Origin of the sequence: Glutamicibacter sp. NPDC087661, assembly GCF_044743275.1 — a bacterium.
Lineage (GTDB): Bacteria > Actinomycetota > Actinomycetes > Actinomycetales > Micrococcaceae > Glutamicibacter.
In genome coordinates this window covers 52,127-67,086 of record NZ_JBIUWE010000007.1, presented here as the reverse complement: position 1 = coordinate 67,086, position 14,960 = coordinate 52,127, and the positions used below count along the sequence as shown (strand labels likewise).

Here is a 14,960-nt window from a genome sequence, read left to right as displayed (position 1 = left end):
GACCTTATGGCCGTATCGCCGCTAGCCCCGCAATGGCTGCAATTCCCGGAAAACATCAACGCACTTCGACAGATCGAGTGGGCTTCGGGGGTTTCCCGCGAGGCTGGCGGCGAACTGTCCATCCAGGGCCTTCCCGTCTCCCAGCTGGCCGCCGAGTTCGGCACCCCGCTGTTCGTGCTCGATGAGAACGACTTCCGCGCCCGCGCCCGGGGTTTCAAGACCGCCTTCGACGACGCGTTCAGGCAGCTGTGCGGGGGAGTCGACGTCTACTACGCCGGCAAGGCATTCTTGTGCACCGAGGTGGCCCGCTGGGTGACCGACGAGGGCCTGCGCCTGGATACCTGCTCCGGGGGCGAACTGGCCGTGGCCAACGCCGCCAAGGTGCCCGCTGCCAACCTCTCGCTGCACGGGAACAACAAGTCGGCAGCCGAGATCACCCGCGCCATCGAAATGGGCGTCGGGCGCCTGGTCATCGACTCGCTGGACGAGCTTGACCGGGTGATTTCGATCGCCGACGCCATGGGCCAGAGCGCGCAGGTCATGCTGCGCATTACCCCCGGCGTGCACGCCTCCACCCATGAGGCCATCGCCACCGCGCACGAGGACCAAAAGTTCGGGCTGTCCATCCTGGACGATGCCTCCGGCACTTCTCCTGCGCTGCGTGCGGTCGCCCAGGCGATCGAGGCGCAGAACATCAACCTGCTGGGCCTGCACGCCCACATCGGTTCGCAGATCTTCGAGGCCGAGGGCTTCGCAATGGTCGCCCGCACCATGCTCGGCCTGCTGGCCAAGATCCGCTCGATCCATGGTGTTTCCCTGCCCGAGCTGGATCTGGGCGGCGGCTACGGCATTGCCTACACCTCCGAGGACCACCCCTCCACCCCGGCCAAGCTGGCCGGGCAGATGGCCGAAGTGGTCTCGGCGACCTGCGCCGAACTCGAGCTGGAATGCCCGCGCATTTCCATCGAGCCGGGCCGCGCCATCGCCGGCCCGAGCACCTTCACCCTCTACGAGGCTGGCGTGCGCAAGGACGTCCAGGTGGAAGACGGCTCAGGGGCGCTGCACCCGCGCCGCTACATTTCAGTGGACGGCGGGATGAGCGACAACCCGCGCCCGGTGCTCTACGACGCGCAATATACCGCCGTGCTGGCTAGCCGTATGACGCAAAACGACGCAATTATTTCTCGTGTAGTTGGGAAACATTGCGAGTCAGGTGACATAGTCGTGAAGGACGTTTACCTGCCCGATGACGTGGCGGCCGGCGATTTGATCGCCGTTCCGGCCACCGGCGCCTACTGCTGGGCGCTGTCGAGCAACTACAACTACCTCACCCGCCCCGCGGTGGTAGCGGTACGCGATGGCCAAGCCCGTCTGATCGTGCGCAGGGAAACGGAAACAGACTTGTTGGCCCGTGACATGGGAGTTTAATTGAGCGGCGAAAAGAACCTGAAGGTAGCCCTGCTGGGTTGCGGCACCGTCGGAGCCCAAGTGGCCCGGATCCTGCTGGAAGATGCAAACGAACTGGCTGCCCGCTCCGGCGCCGGCCTGCAGCTGATCGGCATTGCCGTGCGCAACCCGGATGCCAAGCGCGATGCAGTGCTGCCCCAGGAGCTTTTCACCACCGACGCCCACGGGCTGATCGCCCAGGCCGATGTGGTCATCGAACTGCTCGGCGGCATGGAGCCGGCCGGCGAATACATCGCCGCCGCCCTTGCCAAGGGTGCCAGCGTCATCACCGGCAACAAGGCGCTGATTGCGCTCAAGGGCGCCGAACTGAACGCGATCGCTGCCGGCAACGGCGCCCAGCTGCGCTACGAGGCCGCGGTGGCCGGGGCCATCCCGATCCTGCGCCCGATTGCGGACTCGCTGGCCGGGGACCACATCACCAAGGTGATGGGCATCGTCAACGGCACCACCAACTTCATCCTCGACGCCATGGACACCACCGGTGCCGCGTTCGACGACGTGCTGGCCGAAGCCCAGGCGCTGGGCTATGCGGAAGCCGATCCAACCGCCGACGTGGGCGGGCACGATGCCGCCGCGAAGGCCGCGATCCTGGCTTCGCTGGCCTTCCACACCACCGTGTCCTCGGACCAGGTCTGGACCCAGGGCATCACCGAAGTCAGCGCCGCCGATGTCGCGGCCGCGGCCGCCGCCGGCTACGTGATCAAGCTGCTGGCCATCGCCGAGCAGGCCGAAGCCGGGATTTCGGTGCGCGTCTACCCGGCCCTGGTGCGCCGCAGCCACCCGCTGGCTACCGTGCATGGCGCGTTCAACGCCGTGTTCGTCGAAGCGCAGAACGCCGGCGACCTGATGTTCTACGGGGCTGGAGCCGGTGGCAACCCGACCGCGTCGGCGGTCATGGGCGACGTCGTTGCCGTGGCCCGCCAGATCGCTGCCGGAGCCCCGCTGCCCAACGGCTCGGTTAACCAGGCGCCACGGATGCTGGACTTCGAGGCCATCGACACCCGCTACTGGATTGGCCTGTCGGTCAAGGACCAGTCCGGCGTGCTGGCCGCCATCGCCACCGTCTTCGGCGAGCACGGGGTCTCCATCGAGTCGATGAGCCAGCAGGTGGACGCCGAAGCGGGCGCGCAGCTGCGCATCCTGACCCACCAGGGCACCGAAGCGGCCCTGGCCAGCACCGTCGAGGCGCTGACCGCGCTGGACGCGGTGCACTCTGTTCTATCCGTTATGCGAGTTGAAGGAAACTAACGTGGCTCACCAGTGGCGCGGAGTGATCCGCGAATATGCCGATCGCCTGCCAGTAGACGAAAACACCAAGGTCATCACCCTGGGCGAGGGCGGCACCCCGCTGGTCTACGCCCCGGCGCTGTCGGCGCAGACCGGCAACGAGGTGTACCTGAAGGTCGAGGGCATGAACCCGACCGGTTCCTTCAAGGACCGCGGCATGACCATGGCGATGACCGCCGCGGTGGCTGCCGGCGCCAAGGCCGTGGTGTGCGCCTCCACCGGCAACACCTCCGCTTCGGCCGCCGCCTACGCTACCCAGGCAGGGCTGAAGTGCGCGGTGCTGGTGCCCGATGGCAAGATCTCCATGGGCAAGATGTCCCAGGCGATCGCCCACGGTGCGGACATCATCCAGATCGACGGCAACTTCGACAACTGCCTGGAAGTGGCGCGCAAGCTCAGCGAGAACTACCCGGTGTTCCTGGTGAATTCGGTGAACCCGGCCCGCATCCAGGGCCAGAAGACCGGCGCCTTCGAGGTCGTCGACTTCCTGGGCGACGCCCCGGATTACCACCTGCTGCCGGTAGGCAACGCGGGCAACATCACCGCGTACTGGAAGGGGTACAAGGAGTATTCCTCCAAGTGGACCAATGAGGCGGGCAAGGTGCTGGAGCCGGTGTCCACCAAGAACCCGGTCATGTGGGGCTTCCAGGCCGCCGGGGCCGCCCCGATCGTGGCCGGCCACCCGATCACCGAACCGGATACCATTGCCACCGCCATCCGCATCGGCAATCCGGCATCCTGGGAACAGGCCGAAGCCGCCCGCGATGAGTCCGGCGGGCAGATCGACTCGGTCACCGACGAGCAGATCCTCGAAGCCCACCGCTGGCTTTCCAGCCGCGAAGGCGTCTTCGTGGAGCCAGCTTCGGCAGCCGGCGTGGCCGGCCTGCTCAAGCACCACGCCGCCGGCACTGCGCCGACCGGCAAGAAGATCGTGATCACCGTGACCGGCCACGGCCTGAAGGACCCGGACTGGGCCCTGAAGCAGGCCGACGGCTCGGAAGTTGCGCCGAAGAAGGTGGCCTTCGACGTGGTCGAGGTCGCCGGCGCGCTGGGCCTGGCCTAGCAGCTTTTCGCCGGCCAGCCGCCGGCAGCACGACGGCCCGCCGCGTCATTGGCTCTCCCGGACCGGGGGAGCCAATCGCGGCGGGCCGTTGCGCACCTGATACCTATCGCACCGAATTCTTGAAGGAACCATGACGCAGCAGATCGCCCTGGGCCAGAAGTTGATCGTTTCCCCGCCGGCCACCTCAGCCAACCTCGGTCCTGGCTTCGATTCGCTGGGCCTGGCCCTGGAATACCGCGACCGCCTCGAAGTGCGCACCGCGCGGTCCAGCAGTGTCGAGATTTTCGGCGATGGGGCGCAGGAGCTGCCACGCGATGAGTCGCATCTGATCATCAAGGAAATGCACCGCTACTGGAAAGACGCCGGTTTTGAACCGGTTGGCGTCCAGCTGGTCGCGCACAACAACATCCCGCACGCGCGCGGCATGGGATCCTCGGCCGCGGCGATTGTCGCGGCCTACGCCGCCGCCGATGCGCTGCTTCCAGCCCCAGCTCGTGGCGGGACCGAGCGGATCTTCCAGGCGGCTGCAGCGTGGGAAGGGCACCCGGACAATGTGGCTCCGGCGGTCTTTGGCGGGCTGAGCATCTCTGCCACCGATGCCGCCGGCAGCTTCAGCTCGGTGCAGGTGCCCCTGCACCCGGACCTGCGCGCAGTGCTGGCGATCCCGTCCAACGGCTTGTCCACCGAGGTCGCGCGCGGCGCGCTGCCTGCACAGGTCGACCACGCGGTAGCCGCGGCGAACAGCGCGAGCGCCGCGCTGCTGATCCATGCGCTGAGCAACGATCCGCGCCAGCTGCTGGGCGGCACCAAGGACTACCTGCACCAGGACTATCGCGCCGCGGCCATGCCCGAAAGCGCGGCGCTGATTGCCAAGCTGCGCGGCGCAGGACTGGCCGCAGTGGTTTCCGGTGCCGGACCGACCGTGTTGACCCTGGTGGCCTGCGATGAACAGGTCGCTGCCGTGCAAGCGGCCATCGATGAATTCTCTGCAGGATCTCCAGTGTCATGGCGTGCTGAAGTTCCCAAGCTGGCCGCCAACGGTGTTACAGTAGAAGTGCTGTAACACCATGGCAGGCCGGATAGCTGGGCAGTAGCCCGGTCCGAATCCTTTGTGGCCAGTGTTGATGCGGATAAATTCGGTTCTCGAACCCCATTTCATCCGTCCAGCCGTCCCGGATCTTCCTGCAGTTCGCAGCAACTTTGATATCCCGCATTCAGGTACGTCTTCGTGCCTAGGAGATGTCAGTCTCTCTAATCCACTGCAGTTTTGCCTCGAATTCTGGGCCATCTTGCGGGGAGAAAGTGAAGTAGCCACGAAATCTTCGGCTGCTGAACATCATTTACGGCATAGTGGGCCTGCCTTGAAGCGGCCCATCCTACGAGTCAGAAGGAACTTTCGTGACCGAAACCACGAGCCTCAACGAAGGCGTGGACACCAAGACTTCCGAAAACAAGAGCGCCGGACTGGCCTCTTTGAAAATGACCCAGCTCCAGCAGTTGGCTTCGCAGCTGGGTATCACCGGCGGTTCGCGGATGCGCAAGGCTGATCTGGTCAAGGCCATCGGCGACCACCAGCGCGGTGGTTCCGTTGCCGCCAAGGACGCCAAGGCCGCACAGGAAGCGAAGTCTGCCAAGACCGAAGCTCCCGCAGCGAAGGCTGAAGCTCCAGCTGAGCAGGCCAAGGAAACCAAGACCCGTGCACGTCGTGCGCCAAAGGCCGCGGCCCAGGCGCAGGCTGAGACCGAGAGCGCACCAGAGGCCGGCGCGGCTGCTGAAGCTCCGGCTGAAAAGCCAGCTCGCGCACGCCGCACCTCGCGCCGTGTGACCGACTCGGGCAAGGTTGCGGCTCCTGCCGAAGCCAACGAAGCCGCTACTGAGGCTCCAGCCGAGAACCAGGCAGCAGCCGAGGAGTCCAAGGCTCCACGCCAGCGCCGCAACTCGCGGAACAACAAGCCGGTTGACCAGCCAGCAGAGCAGGCAGCCGAGCAGGCCGAGGCACCGGCGGAGAACGCCGAGAGCAACGGCGAAGCACGCGAAGAGCGCCGCGAGCGCGGCAACCGCCGTGAGCGTGGCAACCGCCGCGATCGCAACACCGAGCGCACCGAGCGCACCGAGCGCACCGAAGTTGCCGAGTCGGAGAACGCTGAAGAGCGCACCGACCGCCGCGAAGAGCGCCGCGAGCGCAACAACCGCCGCAACGAGCGCAACAACGACCGCAACGAGCGCAACAACGACCGCAATGAGCGCAACAACGATCGTGCTGAGCGCAACAACGATCGCAATGATCGCAACGAGCGCAACAACGACTCGAACGACTCGGAGAACATCGAGGACCGTTCCGAGCGTGGCGACCGCAATGACCGCCGCGAGCGCCGTGAGCGCAACAATGATCGCAACGATCGCAATGACCGCAGCAACCGCCGCGAGCGCAACAATGATCGCAACGATCGCAACAACGACCGCAACGATCGCAATAACCGCAACCGCCGCAACCGCCGTGATGACGACGAGCCGCAGCTGAGCGAGGACGACGTCGTATTGCCGATCGCCGGCATCCTGGACGTGCTGGAGAACTACGCCTTCGTGCGCACCTCCGGCTACCTGCCCGGCCCGAACGACGTCTACGTCACCCTGGGCCAGGTCAAGAAGTACAACCTGCGCAAGGGCGACGCCATCGTTGGCGCGATCCGCCAGCCACGCGAGGGCGAGACCCCGAACCCGCGCCAGAAGTTCAACGCCCTGGTGCAGCTGACTTCGGTCAACGGCAAGAAGCCAGAGGACAACCGCGAACGCGTCGAGTTCAACAAGCTCGTCCCGCTGTACCCGACCGAGCGCCTGCGCCTGGAAACCGATCCGAAGCTGGTCGGCCCGCGCGTCATCGACCTGGTCGCGCCAATCGGCAAGGGCCAGCGCGGCCTGATCGTTTCGCCTCCGAAGGCCGGCAAGACCTTGATCCTGCAGGCCATTGCCAACGCGATCACCATCAACAACCCGGAAGTGCACCTGATGATGGTGCTCGTTGATGAGCGTCCCGAAGAAGTCACCGACATGCAGCGCACCGTGAAGGGCGAGGTCATCGCCTCGACCTTCGACCGCCCGGCCGATGACCACACCACCGTGGCCGAGCTGGCCATCGAGCGCGCCAAGCGCCTGGTGGAAATGGGCATGGATGTCGTGGTCCTGCTGGACTCGATGACCCGCCTGGGCCGTGCCTACAACCTGGCCGCTCCGGCCTCGGGCCGCATCCTCTCCGGCGGCGTCGACTCGGCAGCGCTGTACCCGCCGAAGCGCTTCTTCGGTGCAGCCCGCAACATCGAGAATGGCGGCTCGCTGACCATCCTGGCTACCGCCCTGGTGGAGACCGGTTCCAAGATGGACGAGGTCATCTTCGAGGAATTCAAGGGCACCGGCAACATGGAGCTGCGCCTTTCGCGCCAGCTGGCCGAGAAGCGCATCTTCCCGGCAGTGGATGTCAACGCTTCCTCGACCCGCCGCGAAGAGCAGCTGATGAGTGCCGAAGAGGTGCGCATCATGTGGCGCCTGCGCCGCATGCTCTCGGGCATCGATCCGCAGCAGGCACTGGAAGTGCTCACCGGGAAGATCCGCGAAACCGGATCGAACGCGGAATTCTTGATGCTGGTCAACAAGACCACTCCAAACAAGGATTAGCACCACCCACCGCCATGGCGTCCAGCCAGCTTGCCGCACCGGCAGCTGGCTGGACGCCATCGGCGCGTAGTGACACCTCGCACGCCGGCCCCGGCCGGCGCAGCGTTTAGAATTGAATTCCAGCAGTGCCCCAGCCGCAATAGCCGGCGGCACTGCGCGGAAAACGCCAACAAGGAAGCACACCCACCATGTTCGAGTCCGTCAAGTCGCTACTAGAAGAGCATGCCGCAATCCAGGCGCAGCTCTCGGATCCAGCGGTGTACGCCGACCAGGCGCTGGCCCGCAAGCTCGGCCGCCGCTCGGCACAGCTGAACGGCATCGTCGAGGCCTACAACAAGTGGCACGCCGCCACCGAGGACCTGGAAGCAGCCAAGGAAATGGCTGACGAGGATCCGGACTTCGCAGAAGAGGTGGAAACCCTCACCGCCGCCCTGCCAGAGCTCGAGGAGAAGCTGCGCCGCCTGCTGATCCCGCGCGACGAGAACGACGGCCGCGACGTGATCCTCGAAGTCAAGGGCGGCGAGGGCGGCGACGAAGCAGCGCTGTTCGCAGCCGACCTGCTGCGCATGTACACCCGTTTCGCCGAGCACAAGGGCTGGAAGGTGGAGATGATCTCCTTCAACGAGTCCGACCTCGGCGGCTACAAGGACGCCCAGGTTGCCATCAAGGGCAAATCGAATGACCCGGCCGAAGGCGTCTACGCCCAGCTGAAGTTCGAAGGCGGCGTGCACCGCGTGCAGCGCGTGCCGGTCACCGAATCCCAGGGCCGCATCCACACCTCGGCTGCCGGCGTGCTGGTCCTGCCCGAGGTGGACGAGCCCGAAGAAGTCGACATCCACCAGAACGACCTGAAGATCGATGTCTACCGTTCCTCGGGCCCCGGCGGCCAGTCGGTGAACACCACCGACTCCGCGGTGCGAATTACCCACCTGCCCACCGGCATCGTGGTGGCCATGCAGAACGAGAAGTCGCAGATCCAGAACCGCGAAGCCGCGATGCGCGTGCTGCGTTCGCGCCTGCTGGCCCACCAGCAGGAGATCATCGACAAGGAGAACTCGGCCCAGCGTGCAAGCCAGATCCGCACCATGGACCGCTCCGAGCGCATCCGCACCTACAACTACCCGGAAAACCGCATTGCCGACCACCGCACCGGCTACAAGGCCTACAACCTTGACGCCGTGATGGACGGGGACCTGCAGCCGGTGGTTGAATCCTGCATCCAGATGGACGAGGAAGAGCGCTTGGCAGCGCTGGGCGAGTAACGACGCCTTGGAAGAACTCACTGCCGTACGCCGCCAGGCGATTGCGGCGCTGGCCGACGCCGGGGTGCCAAGCCCCGGCGTCGACGTCGACCTGCTGCTGTGCCACGTGCTGGGCATCGACCGCTCGGAACTGAAGCTGCGCGAACTGCGTGGCGAGGGCCTCGACCCTGGATCCCGGGAGCAATTCACCGCCCTGGTGGCCGCCCGGCGCACCCGCATCCCGCTGCAGCACCTGACTGGCGTGGCGTACTTCCGCTACCTGGAGCTGAAGGTGGGACCGGGAGTATTCACCCCGCGCCCGGAAACCGAAACCGTGGTGCAGCTCGGCCTTGATTTCCTGGCCGGCCAAGGCATCGGCACCCCGCGGTGCATTGATTTGTGCTCAGGCTCCGGCGCCATTGCAGCGTCCGTGGCCAGCGAAGTGCCAGCAGCCAGCGTCTGGGCCGTGGAGCTCTCGGAGGATGCCATCGGCTACACCCGGGCCAACTGCGAGCCGCACCGGGTCACCGTGCTGCACCAGGATGCCACGGCGGTCCCCGGGGAACTGGAAGGCACCATGGACCTGGTGATCTCCAATCCGCCGTATATTCCGCCCAACGCGGTGCCGCGCGAAGTGGAAGTGCGCGAGCACGACCCGGAAATGGCGTTATACGGGCTCGGGGAGGACGGACTGGACATTCCGCGAGCCATTACCGCCCAAGCCATGAAGCTCTTGCGTCCCGGCGGCTACTACGTGATGGAACACGCCGAAGTGCAGCACGAAACCGCGGCAGCCATGCTGCGCGCGGCCGGATTCACGCAGGTAGCTGGCCATGAAGATTTGACCGGGCGCGCCCGCGCCACATCCGGCTACGCGCCGCAATAACCAAACCACACCCAGTGCATGAAAGAATGATCCCGTGAGCACAACATTTTCGGTAAGCAACGAGCAGGAACACGCTGAAGGCATCGCCGCAGCCAAGGCCGCGCTGGCGGACAAGCGCTGCATCGTCTTGCCTACAGATACCGTCTACGGGATCGGCGCCGATGCATTCAGCGCCCAGGGCGTGGCGATGCTGCTGGCCGCCAAAGGCCGCAACCGCACCATGCCCCCGCCAGTGCTGATCGCCCAGAGTTCCACCATGGACGGATTGGCCAGGGACATCCCCGAGGCCGCGCGCAAGCTGGCCGAAGCGTTCTGGCCAGGCGGACTGACCCTGATCCTGCAGGCCCAGCCTTCGCTGACCTGGGATCTGGGGGAGACCCGCGGCACCGTGGCGCTGCGCGTGCCCAACGACGACACCGCCCTGGAACTCCTGGGCCAGACCGGCCCGTTGGCCGTGTCCTCGGCCAATCGCACCGGCAACGCGGCGGCGCTGGATGTCGAGCAGGCTTTCGCTCAGCTCGGGGAGTCGGTGGATGTCTACCTCGACGGCGGCCCGCGTGGCGAGGCCGGGGAAGAGGTCCTGCCATCGACCATCATCGATTGCACCGGCCAGAACCTGCAGGTCGTTCGCTCGGGCGCGATTTCCATTGAGGAATTGCGCGTGGTCGTCCCTGGCATTCTCGATTTGGGACAGGACGCACCGGAAACCGGCGCATGAGAACATACGTACTGCTCATAGCATTCAGCTTTACGGTTTCGTTCCTGCTCACCCCGATCATCCGCACCCTAGGCCACCGTTTCACCGGCAACCAGCTGGTGCGCGAACGCGACCAGCACGAAAAACCGATCGTGAAGTTCGGCGGCCTGGCGATTATCGCCGCTTTCGCCGCAGGGCTATGGCTGGCCAGCAACTTCCACTTCTTCCGCGGGGTCTTCGGCAATGACGACGCCATCCGCGGAATCGCCTACGCCCTGGGCGTCATCGTGCTCATGGGCCTGGCCGATGACATGTTCGACCTCAAATGGTGGCTGAAGCTCGCCGGCCAGATCCTGATCGGCTGGCTGGTCGCCACCAACGGAATCGTCATCCAGTCCCTGCCCGTGGGGTCGTGGCAGATCGATGAGCAATGGATGCAGATTTCGGTGACCATTTTCCTGATCGTGCTGACCATGAACGCGATCAACTTCTCCGATGGATTGGATGGCCTGGCCGCGGGCCTGGCCGCCATTGGCGCGGCGACCTTCTTCGTGTACTCCTATGTATTGGCCACGCACGTGAGCGCCGATGACTACGCGAACATCGGGGCCTTGCTCTGCGCCTTGCTGCTCGGTGCCTGCCTGGGCTTCTTGCCGCACAACTTCAACCCGGCGAATATCTTCATGGGGGAGACCGGCGTTCTCGCCATCGGCATGATCCTCTCGGTGGCCGCGGTGGCGGTGACCGGTGATGTGCAGGGCCTGGAGGCCCGGCGCTTCCGCAACATCCCGGCCTACATGCCGATGCTGCTGCCGATGGTGATCGTCTTCCTACCAGTACTGGACCTTGTACTCTCGGTCTTCCGCCGGCTGGCCAACAAACGCTCACCCTTTTCCCCGGACGCCAAGCACATCCACCACCGGATGCTGGCCCAGGGCCACTCCGTGCGCCAATCGGTAGTTCTGCTCTACCTGTGGGCCGCCGTGATTGCAGTCTCAGTGGTTTCCATCGCCTTCATCCCGGTCATTCTGGTGGTCCCGATGGCCTTGCTGTTGTTCCTAGTGGCAGCGGTAGCAACGTGGCGTCCCCTGGTGATCAAGCGGGTCGAGGCCTTACGCAAGCGCATGGGCAAAGCCTAGCCCGATCAAATAGCAGGGTAACGCACAAGCAATCTGTTTCTATCTCGTGTAGAATTCAATCTGGATCTTCTTTCATCTGTTCTTTAGGGAATAGGTGGAAGTTTCAAGTTTCATCAGCATCGATGGGTGCACGATGGTTCCTCGGTGTTGACGAAGAAAGGTTGCGGACGTGAATTCTGGTTCTGCCCGCGTCAGTGCTTCGTCAGCCCCGAAATCCATCTGGTTGCCGATTCTTGGCTTGTCACTGGTGTATTCGCTGATCGCTACCGCCATATTTTTCCTGATTTCATGGTTGGTTGCCGATCTTCGCTACGCGCTTTCTGGCGCGCTGGCTGCCGGGATTGTGATTGGCTTTTTCGCGATTGGCATTCTCATTGCCGAAGCTGCAGGGCGAATTCGCCACTCGTGGGCCATGCCCGCGTTCTTGGGTGTCTTTGTCATCAAGGTTTTTGGCATCGCCTTCGTGTTGTTGAACCTGGGGTTGCCCGATTGGGTTAATCGCCAGGGATTCGTTCTTGCAGCTGCTATCTCCCTTGTTGCCTGGCAGGTTGGCGAGGTGCGTGCTTTCATGAAGGCGCGCCTGGCTATCTACAACGAGGAATAGAGTATTCCGCGCGACTTTGTGTCGGTGGGGTGCTGTGAGTTTGATAAGCTTACTTCGGGTCATTTTTGGCCGTCCGCTCAACTGCGGGCGGAATACGCAATATGCATCCGCGGGGTAACCCGCAGATGGACCTTCATCAGGGTTGATGCTTCTGGCATGGGCCATGATGGGATCCCCGTTTGATCTTTTCTTCACACGGTGAGAGGCAGTTACCGCCAGTCACCGCCTTTTGCCCGTGACCGTTACTGCAGAGAGGACAGCGCGTTGTTCGCGTTTGCGCTCCCAATGGCCTCAGAAGAAGGCGGCTTCGTACCGCCATCCGTTTCCGATACCCACCTCCCGGATCTTTTCCCGTGGATGGCTGAGTACGGCACGGGTTTCGGCAAGCAGATGCTCATGATCGTTTTGTCGATCGTGCTTATCTCTTGGTTCTTCACCGTGGCCATCAAGAACCCGAAGCTGGTTCCAGGCAAGATGCAGTACATCGCTGAGTCCGGTTACGCGTTTGTACGTAACGGAATTGGCCGCGACATCATCGGCGAGAAGAACTTCCGTCCTTGGATTCCTCTGCTGTTCGCGACCTTCTTCTTCGTACTGCTGAACAACCTCTTCGGCGCGATTCCGTTCCTGCAGCTTCCATCGTTCTCACACGCTGGTTCTGCATACGCGATGGCTATCATCATCTACGGCACCTGGATTGCTGTAGGCCTGAAGAACCACGGTATCCGCTACTTCAAGTTGGCCGTCGTCCCGTCCGGTGTTCCGGGCTGGATCATGCCACTGATGATTCCGTTGGAAATCATTTCTAACTTCATCGTTCGCCCGCTGACGCACTCGCTGCGTTTGATGGCAACGATGCTGGCCGGTCACATGATCGTGATGCTGGCAGCTGCCGGCGCTCGTCACCTGATCGTTGTCCAGGACTCCCTGGCCATGAACGGCCTTGGCATCCTGGTCATCGTTGGCTCGGTCGCCATGTACTTCCTGGAACTGCTGATCATGGTCCTGCAGGCGTTTGTTTTCGCCCTGCTGACCGCGATCTACCTCCAGGGTGCAATCGAAGCCGACGCCCACTAGGCCAACACTTCTTTTCTTCCAACCCATAAAGATCTTCCTTGAGTCGCTCAAGGAATACCTCACAACCTACCGGCAAAAGCTCGGTATCTTGAAAGGAACATAATCACATGTTGCACGGCTCCCTGAATATGATCGGCTACGGCCTGGCTGCTATCGGTTCGGCTATCGGCGTTGGCTTGATCTTCGCTGCCTACATCAACGGTGTTGCACGTCAGCCTGAGGCTCAGCGCATCCTGCAGCCAATCGCCATGCTTGGCTTCGCACTTGCTGAAGCACTGGCCATCCTGGGCCTGGTCTTCGCTTTCGTCATCGGCGCCTAGTCTTTTCGCAACTGTAGTGGCCTCGCCACTATCGCGAGGCGTACACACAAGCGGAAACTAGTAGATAAGGAATAGTGAGAATGAACAGCACTGATTTCATCCTCGCTGCGAGCGAATCGGTCAACCCGCTGTTGCCGAACCCGTGGGAAATTCTCGTCACGGGTGTTGGTTTCGCGGTCCTTCTGTTCATCGTCATCAAGGTAATTGCTCCGAAGTTCGAGCAGTCCTATGAAGATCGCGTCACCGCGATCGAAGGTGGCCTGGAGAAGGCTGAAGCAGCGCAGAAGGAAGCAGAGGAGACCTTGGCTCAGTACAAGGCCCAGCTTCTGGAAGCACGCACCGAAGCAAACCGCATCCGTGAGGAAGCTCGTAGCGAAGGTGCTCAGATCCTCGCAGATCTGAAGACCAAGGCAACCGATGAGGCAGCTCGTATCACCGAGCAGTCGCACCGTCAGATCGAAGCAGAGCGCGTTTCGGCTCTGGCTTCGCTCCGCACCGACGTGGGCGCATTGGCTACCGAGCTTGCAAGCAAGGTTGTTGACGAAGCTCTGCAGGACGATGCCCGTGCCCAGCGCGTGGTTGACAAGTTCCTGACCGATTTGGAAGCTCAGCAGAACGCAGGTGCATCGAACTAATGGCAAGTGTATCGAGCGAGTCACTAGCAAAGGCTTTGGCGTTCCTGGAACCCAAGCTGGCACTGGCATCTATTGAGCTGCCTAAGGAACTGTTCGCGGTCCTGGAAGTACTGGATGCAAATGCCGGTCTTCGCCGCGCATTGACTGACCCAGCCCGTGATGCTGCCGAAAAGGCAGGCCTCTTGGCCCAGCTGCTGCACGGAAAGGTCTCGGCTGACGCTGAGGACACCGTTGCCCAGCTGGCTTCTACCCGTTGGAGCTCGGAACGCGACATTAGCGATGCGCTCGAAACGCTGGCTGTCACTGCGGTTACCGCAGTGGCTGAGCAGCAGGACGGCGCTTCGGGGCTGAACAAGCTGGAGCAGGATCTGTTCTCCTTCATCGAGGTAGTTCGTGGCAACCACGAACTGCAGCGTGCGTTGGATGATGCACAGGCCCCAGTCGAGGCAAAGCGCGCTCTCGCGCTGAAGCTCGTGCCTAACGCGTCGCAGACCTCTCAGGTATTGATCTCGCAGGCAGTTTCGAACCCTCGTGGTTTGAAGCCAGCAGCTTTGCTTGAACGCTTCGTGGAGCTCGTGGCCAAGCGCCAGCAGCGCTGGATCGCTTCGGTGACCAGCTCTGTAGAGCTTTCGGCGACTCAGCTTTCGCGCCTGGAGACCAGCCTGAACAAGCTTTACGGTCGTCAGCTCAAGCTCAACGCCACTACCGACCCATCGCTGGTCGGTGGACTGGTAGTCAAGGTTGGCGACGAAGTTGTCGACGCTTCCGTGGCATCACGCGTGGCCGAGTTGCGCCGCGCCTTGGCCAGCTAGGACTCATTGGGCTAGGGAGTGATCCTTCGCTTGGTGTTCCTGGCTGCCAGGACCACAACAGAC

The 14,960-nt window shown here is 63.3% G+C and carries 14 protein-coding genes; all 14 read left to right on the top strand.

The window, feature by feature from the left end:
* The first annotated feature begins 6 nt into the window (after window positions 1-6).
* The 14 genes from lysA to ACIOTN_RS16670 all read left to right on the top strand — a co-directional run bounded on the left by lysA (window position 7) and on the right by ACIOTN_RS16670 (window position 14,897).
* A complete protein-coding gene (gene lysA / locus ACIOTN_RS16735) occupies window positions 7-1,428 on the top strand; it encodes a diaminopimelate decarboxylase (protein ID WP_105658400.1) in 1,422 nt (473 codons plus the stop codon).
* Complete coding sequence (locus ACIOTN_RS16730) at window positions 1,429-2,715, top strand: homoserine dehydrogenase (RefSeq protein ID WP_105662581.1); 1,287 nt, start codon at window positions 1,429-1,431, stop codon at window positions 2,713-2,715.
* 1 nt (window position 2,716) lies between these two features.
* Complete coding sequence (gene thrC / locus ACIOTN_RS16725; RefSeq protein WP_400343280.1) at window positions 2,717-3,817, top strand: threonine synthase; 1,101 nt, start codon at window positions 2,717-2,719, stop codon at window positions 3,815-3,817.
* Between the two features lie 130 nt (window positions 3,818-3,947).
* Window positions 3,948-4,880 carry a homoserine kinase gene (thrB, locus tag ACIOTN_RS16720; protein WP_105658403.1) on the top strand — a complete coding sequence of 311 codons (933 nt, stop codon included), beginning with the start codon at window positions 3,948-3,950 and terminating at the stop codon, window positions 4,878-4,880.
* A gap of 335 nt (window positions 4,881-5,215) precedes the next feature.
* Window positions 5,216-7,486: a transcription termination factor Rho gene (rho, locus tag ACIOTN_RS16715; RefSeq protein ID WP_402735748.1), complete on the top strand. Its 2,271-nt coding sequence runs from the start codon at window positions 5,216-5,218 to the stop codon at window positions 7,484-7,486.
* Window positions 7,487-7,674: 188 nt separating this feature from the next.
* A complete protein-coding gene (gene prfA / locus ACIOTN_RS16710; protein WP_105658405.1) occupies window positions 7,675-8,748 on the top strand; it encodes a peptide chain release factor 1 in 1,074 nt (357 codons plus the stop codon).
* Window positions 8,749-8,755: 7 nt separating this feature from the next.
* Entirely contained in the window at window positions 8,756-9,613 is an 858-nt protein-coding gene (gene prmC, locus ACIOTN_RS16705; RefSeq protein WP_332731250.1) for a peptide chain release factor N(5)-glutamine methyltransferase, read from the top strand.
* 34 nt (window positions 9,614-9,647) lie between these two features.
* The gene (locus ACIOTN_RS16700; protein WP_105658407.1) at window positions 9,648-10,331 is read left to right on the top strand and encodes an L-threonylcarbamoyladenylate synthase; all 684 of its coding nucleotides are present in this window, start codon (window positions 9,648-9,650) and stop codon (window positions 10,329-10,331) included.
* The gene (locus ACIOTN_RS16695) at window positions 10,328-11,449 is read left to right on the top strand and encodes an MraY family glycosyltransferase (RefSeq protein ID WP_332488148.1); all 1,122 of its coding nucleotides are present in this window, start codon (window positions 10,328-10,330) and stop codon (window positions 11,447-11,449) included. The genes ACIOTN_RS16700 and ACIOTN_RS16695 overlap by 4 nt, the downstream gene beginning before the upstream one ends.
* Window positions 11,450-11,696: 247 nt before the next feature.
* Complete coding sequence (locus tag ACIOTN_RS16690) at window positions 11,697-12,053, top strand: hypothetical protein (protein WP_146112315.1); 357 nt, start codon at window positions 11,697-11,699, stop codon at window positions 12,051-12,053.
* Between the two features lie 285 nt (window positions 12,054-12,338).
* Window positions 12,339-13,130: a F0F1 ATP synthase subunit A gene (gene atpB, locus ACIOTN_RS16685; protein WP_105658410.1), complete on the top strand. Its 792-nt coding sequence runs from the start codon at window positions 12,339-12,341 to the stop codon at window positions 13,128-13,130.
* Window positions 13,131-13,237: 107 nt separating this feature from the next.
* Window positions 13,238-13,450, top strand: a complete 213-nt coding sequence (locus ACIOTN_RS16680) for an ATP synthase subunit C (protein ID WP_013348621.1) — start codon at window positions 13,238-13,240, stop codon at window positions 13,448-13,450.
* A gap of 80 nt (window positions 13,451-13,530) precedes the next feature.
* The gene (locus ACIOTN_RS16675) at window positions 13,531-14,085 is read left to right on the top strand and encodes a F0F1 ATP synthase subunit B (protein ID WP_013348622.1); all 555 of its coding nucleotides are present in this window, start codon (window positions 13,531-13,533) and stop codon (window positions 14,083-14,085) included.
* The gene (locus tag ACIOTN_RS16670) at window positions 14,085-14,897 is read left to right on the top strand and encodes a F0F1 ATP synthase subunit delta (RefSeq protein WP_402735747.1); all 813 of its coding nucleotides are present in this window, start codon (window positions 14,085-14,087) and stop codon (window positions 14,895-14,897) included. The genes ACIOTN_RS16675 and ACIOTN_RS16670 overlap by 1 nt, the downstream gene beginning before the upstream one ends.
* Window positions 14,898-14,960: the final 63 nt, after the last annotated feature.

Excerpts from the sequence above, each read along its gene's own strand:
- ACIOTN_RS16670 (WP_402735747.1), top strand. The coding sequence starts at position 14,085 with ATGGCAAGTGTATCGAGCGAGTCACTAGCAAAGGCTTTGGCGTTCCTG.
- ACIOTN_RS16675 (WP_013348622.1), top strand. The coding sequence starts at position 13,531 with ATGAACAGCACTGATTTCATCCTCGCTGCGAGCGAATCGGTCAACCCG.
- prfA (WP_105658405.1), top strand. The coding sequence starts at position 7,675 with ATGTTCGAGTCCGTCAAGTCGCTACTAGAAGAGCATGCCGCAATCCAG.
- ACIOTN_RS16680 (WP_013348621.1), top strand. The coding sequence starts at position 13,238 with ATGTTGCACGGCTCCCTGAATATGATCGGCTACGGCCTGGCTGCTATC.
- ACIOTN_RS16695 (WP_332488148.1), top strand. The coding sequence starts at position 10,328 with ATGAGAACATACGTACTGCTCATAGCATTCAGCTTTACGGTTTCGTTC.
- thrB (WP_105658403.1), top strand. The coding sequence starts at position 3,948 with ATGACGCAGCAGATCGCCCTGGGCCAGAAGTTGATCGTTTCCCCGCCG.
- atpB (WP_105658410.1), top strand. The coding sequence starts at position 12,339 with ATGGCCTCAGAAGAAGGCGGCTTCGTACCGCCATCCGTTTCCGATACC.
- lysA (WP_105658400.1), top strand. The coding sequence starts at position 7 with ATGGCCGTATCGCCGCTAGCCCCGCAATGGCTGCAATTCCCGGAAAAC.